This is a genomic window from Bordetella ansorpii (assembly GCF_900078315.1).
GTDB classification, from domain to species: domain Bacteria; phylum Pseudomonadota; class Gammaproteobacteria; order Burkholderiales; family Burkholderiaceae_B; genus Bordetella; species Bordetella ansorpii.
In genome coordinates, this window is record NZ_FKBS01000006.1 from 210,968 (window position 1) to 218,854 (window position 7,887).

The following is a 7,887-nucleotide window of genomic DNA, read 5'->3' on the forward strand; positions in this document are numbered from 1 at the left end:
CGACTTCTTTTCGGACCCGCCCCATGAGCAAACTGTTCGATACCTTGCTGATCGCCAACCGTGGCGAGATCGCCTGCCGCGTTGCCGCCACCGCCCGCCGGTTGGGCATCCGCACCGTGGCGGTCTATTCCGATGCCGACGCCCAGGCGCGCCACGTGGCGGCCTGCGATACGGCCGTGCGCATCGGCGGCCCCGAGCCGCGCGCCAGCTATCTGCGCGCCGACGTCATCCTGCAGGCGGCGCGCGATACGGGCGCGCAGGCCATCCATCCAGGCTACGGCTTCCTGTCCGAGAACGAAGACTTTGCCCGCGCCGTGGCGCAGGCCGGCATGACGTTCGTGGGCCCGCCCGCCGAGGCCATCGCCGCCATGGGCAGCAAGTCGGCCGCCAAGACGCTGATGGAGAAGGCCGGTGTGCCGCTGGTGCCGGGCTATCACGGCGACAACCAGGACGCAGCCTTCCTGCAATCGCAGGCCGATGCCATCGGCTACCCCGTGCTGATCAAGGCCAGCGCCGGGGGCGGCGGCAAGGGCATGCGCGTGGTCGAAAGTTCGGCCGCGTTCGCCGATGCGCTGGCCTCGTGCCGGCGCGAGGCCGCCTCCAGCTTCGGCGACGACCGTGTGCTGATCGAACGCTATCTGCAGAAGCCGCGCCACATCGAGATCCAGGTGTTCGCCGACACGCAGGGCGAATGCGTCTATCTGTTCGAGCGCGACTGCTCGGTGCAGCGGCGCCACCAGAAGGTGATCGAGGAAGCGCCCGCACCCGGCATGACGGAAGAACGTCGCCGCGCCATGGGCGAAGCCGCCGTGGCCGCCGCGCGCGCGGTGGGCTATGTGGGCGCGGGCACGGTCGAGTTCATCGCCGAGCCCGATGGCCGTTTCTATTTCATGGAAATGAATACGCGCCTGCAGGTCGAGCATCCCGTCACCGAGCTGATCACGGGACACGATCTGGTGGAATGGCAGTTGCGCGTGGCGGCGGGCCAACCGCTGCCGGCGCGCCAGCAAGACCTGCGCATCACGGGCCATGCCATCGAGGCGCGCCTGTATGCCGAGAATCCCGACAACGGCTTCCTGCCGTCCATCGGCACGCTGATGCATCTTGAACTGCCCGCGCATGCGGCCTTCGTCAACGGCGAGGTGCGCGTCGATGGGGGCGTGCGCGCCGGCGACGCCATCACGCCTTTCTACGACCCCATGATCGCCAAGCTGATCGTGCACGGCGCCGATCGCGACCAGGCGCGCCTGCGTATGTTGCAGGCGCTGGCGCAGACGCGTGTGGTGGGCGTGCAGACCAACGCGGCTTTCCTGGGCCGCCTGATGCGCGACGACGCCTTCGCCGCCGCCGACCTGGATACCGGGTTGATCGAACGGCGCCGCGCCACGCTGCTGCCCGCGCCCCAACCGGCCGATGACGATACGCTGGCGCTGGCCAGCGCGGCCTGGTTGACGCGGCAGGGCATGGGCCAGGCGCCTGAGACAGCGGTGGATCCCTGGGGCGTGCGCGATGGCTGGCGCGTCGGCGCCCGTTTGCCGCAGCAGCTGGCCTGGATGGACGGCGGCGAGATGCGTACGGTGGCGGCGACGCGTCAGGCCGACGGTTGGACGATCGACTGCGGCGCGGGGGCGCAGGCCTGGTCCTGGCGCGCGGAATCCGAAGACGCGAACGCCCATGCACTGCGCATCGTGCGGGATGGCCGCGAGGTGGGCGGCACCGTGGTGGCCAACGGCGATCAGTTCCACGTCTTCCGCGGCGACACCGTGCACGTGCTCGAACGCCATGATGCGCTGCGTCATGCCGGCGACGACGAGCAGGGCCATGGCGGCGGCCTGACCGCGCCCATGCCCGGCAAGATCATTTCGATCGGTGTGCAGGCCGGCGATGCCGTCAAGAAGGGCCAGCCGCTGCTGGTGATGGAGGCCATGAAGATGGAGCACACCATCGCCGCGCCCGCCGATGGCGAGGTGCGCGAGGTCTTCTACAACGTGGGGGACCAGGTGACCGAAGGCGCGGAGCTGGTGGCGCTGGAGGCCGCGCAGGGCTGATCGGGCAAGCTGCGGGTCATATCGACGGATCGTCATCCGTCGCTTGCCCGCGCAAGTTACATCTGCGTTAGTCCGATGTCAGCGGGGCGTGGCTAGAATCTCCGCTTCCCGGCGCCGTCCGTGCGCCTTGTGCGCCGTTCCATGTCCGCCGATCCTGCTCTCGCCGATTCTCCCAGTCCGCTGTCGCGGCCTGCCTTCCTGCATTTCCTGGCTGGACGTTTCGGCGCCTCGCTGTCTTTCCAGATCGTCTCGGTGGCATTGGGATGGCAGGTCTATGAGTTGACCGGCGATCCGCTCGACCTGGGCCTGATCGGCCTGGCGCAGTTCCTGCCGATGGCCGTACTGACGCTGGCCGTCGGCCACGTGGCCGATCGCTATGACCGGCGCAAGATCGTGGCCACCTGCATGGTCATCGAGGCGGTGGCTGCACTGGTACTGGCCTCTGTTGCGCTGTACGGCATCGGCGGCCGCACGCTGTTGTACGCCATGATCGTGCTGATCAGTTCGGCGCGCGCCTTCGAGGCGCCCACCCTGCCCACGCTTTTGCCGGCCATCGTGCCGCGCGCCTGGATCCCGCGCGCCACCGCCATGTCGACCTCGTCGAACCAGGTGGCGATGATTGCCGGCCCCGCGCTGGGCGGCGTGGGCTACGGCCTGGGCGCAGGCTGGATCTACTGCATTGCCGCGGCCGTGTACCTGACGTCGTTCGTCTGCATGATCACCATGGTCATCGAACGCGCGCCGCCGCGCCGCGAAGTCACCACGCTGCGCACGCTGTTTGCCGGCATCACGTTCATTTTCCAGCGCCGTGTGCTGCTGGGCACGCTGTCGCTGGACCTGTTCGCCGTATTGCTGGGCGGCGCCGTGGCGCTGTTGCCCATCTATGCCAAGGACATCCTGCAGGCCGGGCCGTGGGCATTAGGCGCGCTGCGCGCCGCGCCGGCCTGCGGCGCCGTGCTGATGGCCCTGCTGCTGGCGCGGTACAACGTGCTGGGCGAGCGCATCGGTCCCATGCTGTTCGGCGCGCTGATGCTTTTCGGGCTGGCCACCGTGGTGTTCGGCCTGTCCACCTCCATTCCGGTATCGGTGGCGGCGTTGGTGTTGCTGGGCGCCTGCGATGCCATCAGCGTGGTGGTGCGATCATCGCTGGTGCAGTTGAATACGCCGGATGAGATGCTGGGCCGCGTCAGCGCGGTCAACACGCTGTTCATCGGCACGTCGAACCAATTGGGCGAATTCCGTGCCGGCCTGAACGCGGCATGGATGGGCGCGGTGCCCGCCGTGGTGGTGGGCGGTTTCGGCACCGTTGCCGTGGCGGCGCTGTGGATGTGGTTGTTTCCGGAACTGCGGAAGTTGAAGTCGCTGCATAGCGACAAGTGATGCCTTCCGCGCCTGACGGGCGGCTGATGCCGGCGTTCGGCAAGGCTGCTCGCGTTCGCGCTCGAGGCCGCACGAAGACACGGCCCGTGATGCCTGCGGCGATTTCGATGCGACACGATCAATGTCCGATGGCCGCCACGATATGCTCGCGCAGCCACAGCAAGCCAGGATCCCGATGCTTGCGCTCGTGCCACAGCATCAGCATTTCGTAGCCCGGCACCTCCACCGGCGGCGCCACCTCGCGCAACGCGGGATTGGCCCGCACCAGCCGTGACGGCATCATGGCCACCATGTCGGTAGCCACCAGCACCTGGCCGACGATCAGGAAGTTCGGTACCGACAACGCCGTGTGGCGCGTCATCCCCAACTGCGCCAGCACCGTGTCGGTGGGGCCGTGGAAACCTCCGCCGTCCGGCGACACGATCACATGGTCCAGTTTGCAGTACTGCGCCAGCGTCGGACGCCGCTTCAGCCGTGGATGATCGATGCGGCAGGCCAGCACGTAGCGTTCCTTGAACAGGGGGCGGCTGCGCAGTCCCTCCGGCGACTCGCCGACGATGTGAAACACCAGGTCGGCCTCGCCCTGTTCCAACTGCCGTGCGATCAGGGGCGGCTGCAGGTCCAGGATGGCCAGCCGCGTGCCCGGCGCCGCGGCGCGCAAACCTGCCAGCGCCGGCAACAGGATGTTGGCCTCGCCGTAATCCGACATCGACAGCCGCCACGTATCGGTAGCGCCCTCGGGGTCGAACGGCGCGGACGGCGCCACCGCCTGGCCCAAGGCCTGCAAGGCCAGGCGCAAGGGTTCACGCAATTCATCGGCCCTGGCCGTCGGCCGCATGCCGCGCGGTCCGGGCAGCAACAGCGGATCGCTGAACAGTTCGCGCAGCCTGGCCAGTTGCACGCTGACGGTGGGCTGTGCCAGATGCAGCCGTTCGGCCGCGCGGGTGACGTGGTGCTCCGCCAGCAAGGCGTCCAGCGTCACCAGCAAGTTGAGATCGATGCGTCTGAGGAAATTGTCCAAGGCAATACCTGATATCTGGATAATTCATTTCCACTATAAGCCATCGAAACCTATCGTGTGTCCATGAACACTTTGGAGCACACATCATGAACGTACTGCTGGTCTACGCCCATCCCGAGCCCCGTTCGTTGAACGGTTCGCTGCGCGACTACGCCGTGCAGCATCTGCAGGAAGCGGGCCACGCCGTACAGGTGTCCGACCTGTACGCAATGAAATGGAAAGCGGAAGTGGATGCCGGCGACAACACCGCCAGTGAACCGGGCATGCCTTTCGATCCTTCCGAAGACTCGCGCATCGCCTTCCAGCGCGGCACCCAGAGCGCCGACATCGCGCGCGAGCAGGACAAGCTGCGCTGGGCCGATGCCGTCATCCTGCAGTTTCCATTGTGGTGGTTCTCGATGCCGGCCATCATGAAGGGCTGGGTCGACCGTGTGTATGCGTACGGTTTCGCCTATGGCGTCGGCGAGCATTCGGACACGCATTGGGGCGACCGCTATGGCGAGGGGACGTTTGCCGGCAAGCGCGCCATGCTGGTGGTGTCGGCGGGAGGATGGGCGCCGCATTACGGCCCGCGCGGCGTGAACGGCGCCATCGATCAGTTGCTGTTCCCCATTCAGCATGGCGTGCTGTTCTACCCGGGGTTCGACGTGCTGCCTCCGCATGTGATCTATCGCACCGGGAAGATCGGCGAGGCCAACTATGCGGAAGTGCGCGATGCGCTGGGCCGGCGCCTGGACACGCTCTTCACCACGGCGCCCATCCCGTTCCGCAGACAGAACGGGGGCGACTATTCCATTCCGGACCTGACGCTCAAGCCGGAGTTGGCGCCGGGCGCGGCGGGGCTGGATATCCATCTGGCCGCGGACTGACCGCGACTCCTCGGCTGCGGCGATCTTCCAGGAAGCTGTACCCGGTTTATTCAGAGGCTGAGGAGTTCTTCTTTTGGTCCTATATTCACAACACTTGAGCTTGCCTTTCGGCATTGCTGGAATAAACTCAAGGTCTAAATGGATTGGGGGTGCCTGGTCGGCGTCGCAGCCTCGGTGGCTACCATCGGGGCTTTTCGCTTTTTGGGGCCGCTAGATCATCAGCGCCGCGCCATCGAAAACGCCGTCCACTGGCATTTTTCCTCCATGTCGAAAGAACCTTCGTTGCAGTAATTCGAACGCCTTATTTTCTTGGGCGGGCCGCAGGTAGCCAAGGCCAATGGGACGAGCTACGAGGTCAGCCAATTGCAGGCCCGCCAGATTGGCTTTCTTGTCGGCGAAGACCATCTCGAAAGCCAATCCGTATTGCGCGGAATTCTCGCTATTGCAGATGCGGCGAAATTCGCGTTCTAGTTCCATGTCTTCTTTTTTTTCCCCGGCATTCCACCAGAATGTGCGTCTTCACTGGGCCCTGCCCTTTTTCCGCCAGGTAGCCTCGCAGTGCCTCCGGACACAGGCCCAACGCAAGGTGATAGGGGTTGGATGCAAGTTCACCGGCCTGGCCGACTCTTTGCTTGTCTACGACACCCGCAATCAGCACGAAATCGATTCTCTCCATGAGCGCTGTCAGGGCTTGCGTGAATTCGTCTTGGGCCGGGCGGTGAGAGAGAAAGGAAAAAGCGCGCTTTTGCTTGCGGATCTCATGTTCGTGCAGAACGACGTTGTCATGCCCGAAATAGTGGAACTTCAGGGTTTCGATCTCGGGCACAACAGTCTCGGCGTAATGCCGCTTCTGGAATACGCATAGCGCTAGAACAAATATCGGGTAGCTTTTATCGATGCTTGCCAATGAGTGGTCGCCACTCTCATCGACATAGACGATGAAGTCGCTGAATCGTTTTTCAGATGCTTGTCTGCTGGGCTCGGCCAGGCGGGTGTGGGGGAGTGATATCAATGCGTGGTCTCGGCGGGTCAGTGATCGAGCACTCTAAGCATGCTTCGTGCATCGAACGATCCACCGTGTGAATTACCAGAGCAGTCCTACAAAGAAAAAGCGCCATGGATGACAGCATGGCGCTCTTTTGGGCAGCTCGGCCCGGTCTTACTTGCGAACCGCCGCGATCACCGTATCCAGCTGTTCCAGCATGCGCGTCACTTCGGCTTCGGTGACGTTCAGCGCCGGCATGAAGCGCAGCAGGTTGGGGCGCGGGGCGTTCAGCAGCAGGCCTTCCGGCAGGTTGCGGGCGGCATCGACGATGGCCGGGCCGTCGTCGCGGTCCAGCAGCAGGGCGCGCAAGAGGCCCATGCCACGCTCGCCCTTCATGCCCCATTTGGCCGACAGGGCCAGCAGGCCCTCGGACAGCTGGCGGGTGCGCGCGGCCAGCGTTTCCATGAAGCCCGGCGAGGTCAGCGTGTCGTACACGGCCACGCCCACGGCGGCCATCAGCGGATTGCCGTTGTAGGTGCCGCCCTGGTCGCCGTGGGCGAATACGCACACTTCCTGGCGGGCCAGCAGCGCCGCCAGCGGCACGCCGCCGCCGATGCCCTTGGCCAGCGTCATGATGTCGGGCACCACGTCGAACTGCTGGTACGCGAACATCGTGCCGGTGCGGCCCATGCCGGTCTGCACTTCGTCGACGATCAGCAGCATCCTGTGTTCGTCGGCCAGCTTGCGCAGGCCCTGCATGAATTCCTTCGTGGCGGGGAACACGCCGGCTTCGCCCTGCACGGGCTCGAGCATGATGGCGACGGTCTTGTCGTCGATCAGCGCGCGCACCGAGTCCAGGTCGTTCAGCGTGGCCTTGGGGAAGCCCTCGACCTGCGGCGCGAACATCTTGTCCCAGCCCGGCTTGCCCGAGGCCGACATGGTGGCCAGGGTGCGGCCGTGGAAGCCGTGATCCATGGTGATGATCTTGTAGGCGCCGTCGCGATGCACCTGGCCCCATTTGCGCGCCAGCTTGATGGCGCCTTCGTTGGCCTCGGCGCCGCTGTTTGCGAAGAACACTCGGTCGAAACACGAGGCGCCGGTCAGGCGCGTGGCCAGGTCGATCGAGGGCTGGTTGTAGAACGCCGGCGACGGGTTCATCAGCTTCTCGGACTGGTCGATCAGGGCGCGGCGCATCTCGGGCGCGCAATGGCCCAGCGTGTTCACGGCCCAGCCTTGCACGAAATCGAGGTATCGCTTGCCGTTATGGTCTTCCAGCCACGATCCCTGGCCTCGCACGAACACCAGTTCGGGGCGGGAGGTGATCTCCATGAGGGCGTTGACGTTGAACTGGCTGAAGTCCATGGCGGTTCCTGACAAGGGGGAAACTGGGAAAACTGGAAATGTAGCACCGGCCGGCGATCCTTTCGTGACCGCCCGTGCCGGAAGGACCTTCCACCGCCGGGCCGCCCCAAGGTGGAAGCGCCCCCTTGGGGGGCAGCAAGCCGCAGGCGCGGCGTGGGGGCTCCTTCCACCGCCGGGCCGCCCCAAGGTGGAAGCGCCCCCTTGGGGGGCAGCAAGCCGCAG

The 7,887-nt window shown here is 65.6% G+C and carries 7 protein-coding genes; 3 read left to right on the forward strand and 4 right to left on the reverse strand.

Translation table 11 applies throughout. From position 1 onward, the window contains the following. The first annotated feature begins 32 nt into the window (after positions 1 to 32). Positions 33 to 2,048, forward strand: a complete 2,016-nt coding sequence (locus tag A7W11_RS02055) for an acetyl/propionyl/methylcrotonyl-CoA carboxylase subunit alpha (RefSeq protein ID WP_066407378.1) — start codon at positions 33 to 35, stop codon at positions 2,046 to 2,048. A 141-nt stretch (positions 2,049 to 2,189) separates the two neighbouring features. Continuing rightward, a complete protein-coding gene (locus tag A7W11_RS02060; protein WP_066407098.1) occupies positions 2,190 to 3,428 on the forward strand; it encodes an MFS transporter in 1,239 nt (412 codons plus the stop codon). Between the two features lie 118 nt (positions 3,429 to 3,546). Here the strand turns inward: A7W11_RS02060 and A7W11_RS02065 are convergent, their stop codons facing one another. Then, positions 3,547 to 4,464 carry a LysR family transcriptional regulator gene (locus A7W11_RS02065; protein WP_218188564.1) on the reverse strand — a complete coding sequence of 306 codons (918 nt, stop codon included), beginning with the start codon at positions 4,462 to 4,464 and terminating at the stop codon, positions 3,547 to 3,549. A gap of 71 nt (positions 4,465 to 4,535) precedes the next feature. On the opposite strand from A7W11_RS02065, the gene A7W11_RS02070 reads away from it, so the two are divergent. Further along, positions 4,536 to 5,318, forward strand: a complete 783-nt coding sequence (locus A7W11_RS02070) for an NAD(P)H-dependent oxidoreductase (RefSeq protein ID WP_066407107.1) — start codon at positions 4,536 to 4,538, stop codon at positions 5,316 to 5,318. Between the two features lie 210 nt (positions 5,319 to 5,528). Here the strand turns inward: A7W11_RS02070 and A7W11_RS27845 are convergent, their stop codons facing one another. The 3 genes from A7W11_RS27845 to A7W11_RS02080 all read right to left on the reverse strand — a co-directional run bounded on the left by A7W11_RS27845 (position 5,529) and on the right by A7W11_RS02080 (position 7,665). Continuing rightward, a complete protein-coding gene (locus A7W11_RS27845; RefSeq protein WP_156522966.1) occupies positions 5,529 to 5,795 on the reverse strand; it encodes a DUF3800 domain-containing protein in 267 nt (88 codons plus the stop codon). Next, positions 5,758 to 6,330, reverse strand: a complete 573-nt coding sequence (locus tag A7W11_RS27850) for a DUF3800 domain-containing protein (RefSeq protein WP_162270238.1) — start codon at positions 6,328 to 6,330, stop codon at positions 5,758 to 5,760. Before A7W11_RS27850 ends, A7W11_RS27845 begins: the two co-directional genes overlap by 38 nt. Before the next feature lie 147 nt (positions 6,331 to 6,477). Then, a complete protein-coding gene (locus A7W11_RS02080; protein ID WP_066407112.1) occupies positions 6,478 to 7,665 on the reverse strand; it encodes an acetylornithine transaminase in 1,188 nt (395 codons plus the stop codon). Positions 7,666 to 7,887 lie beyond the last annotated feature (222 nt).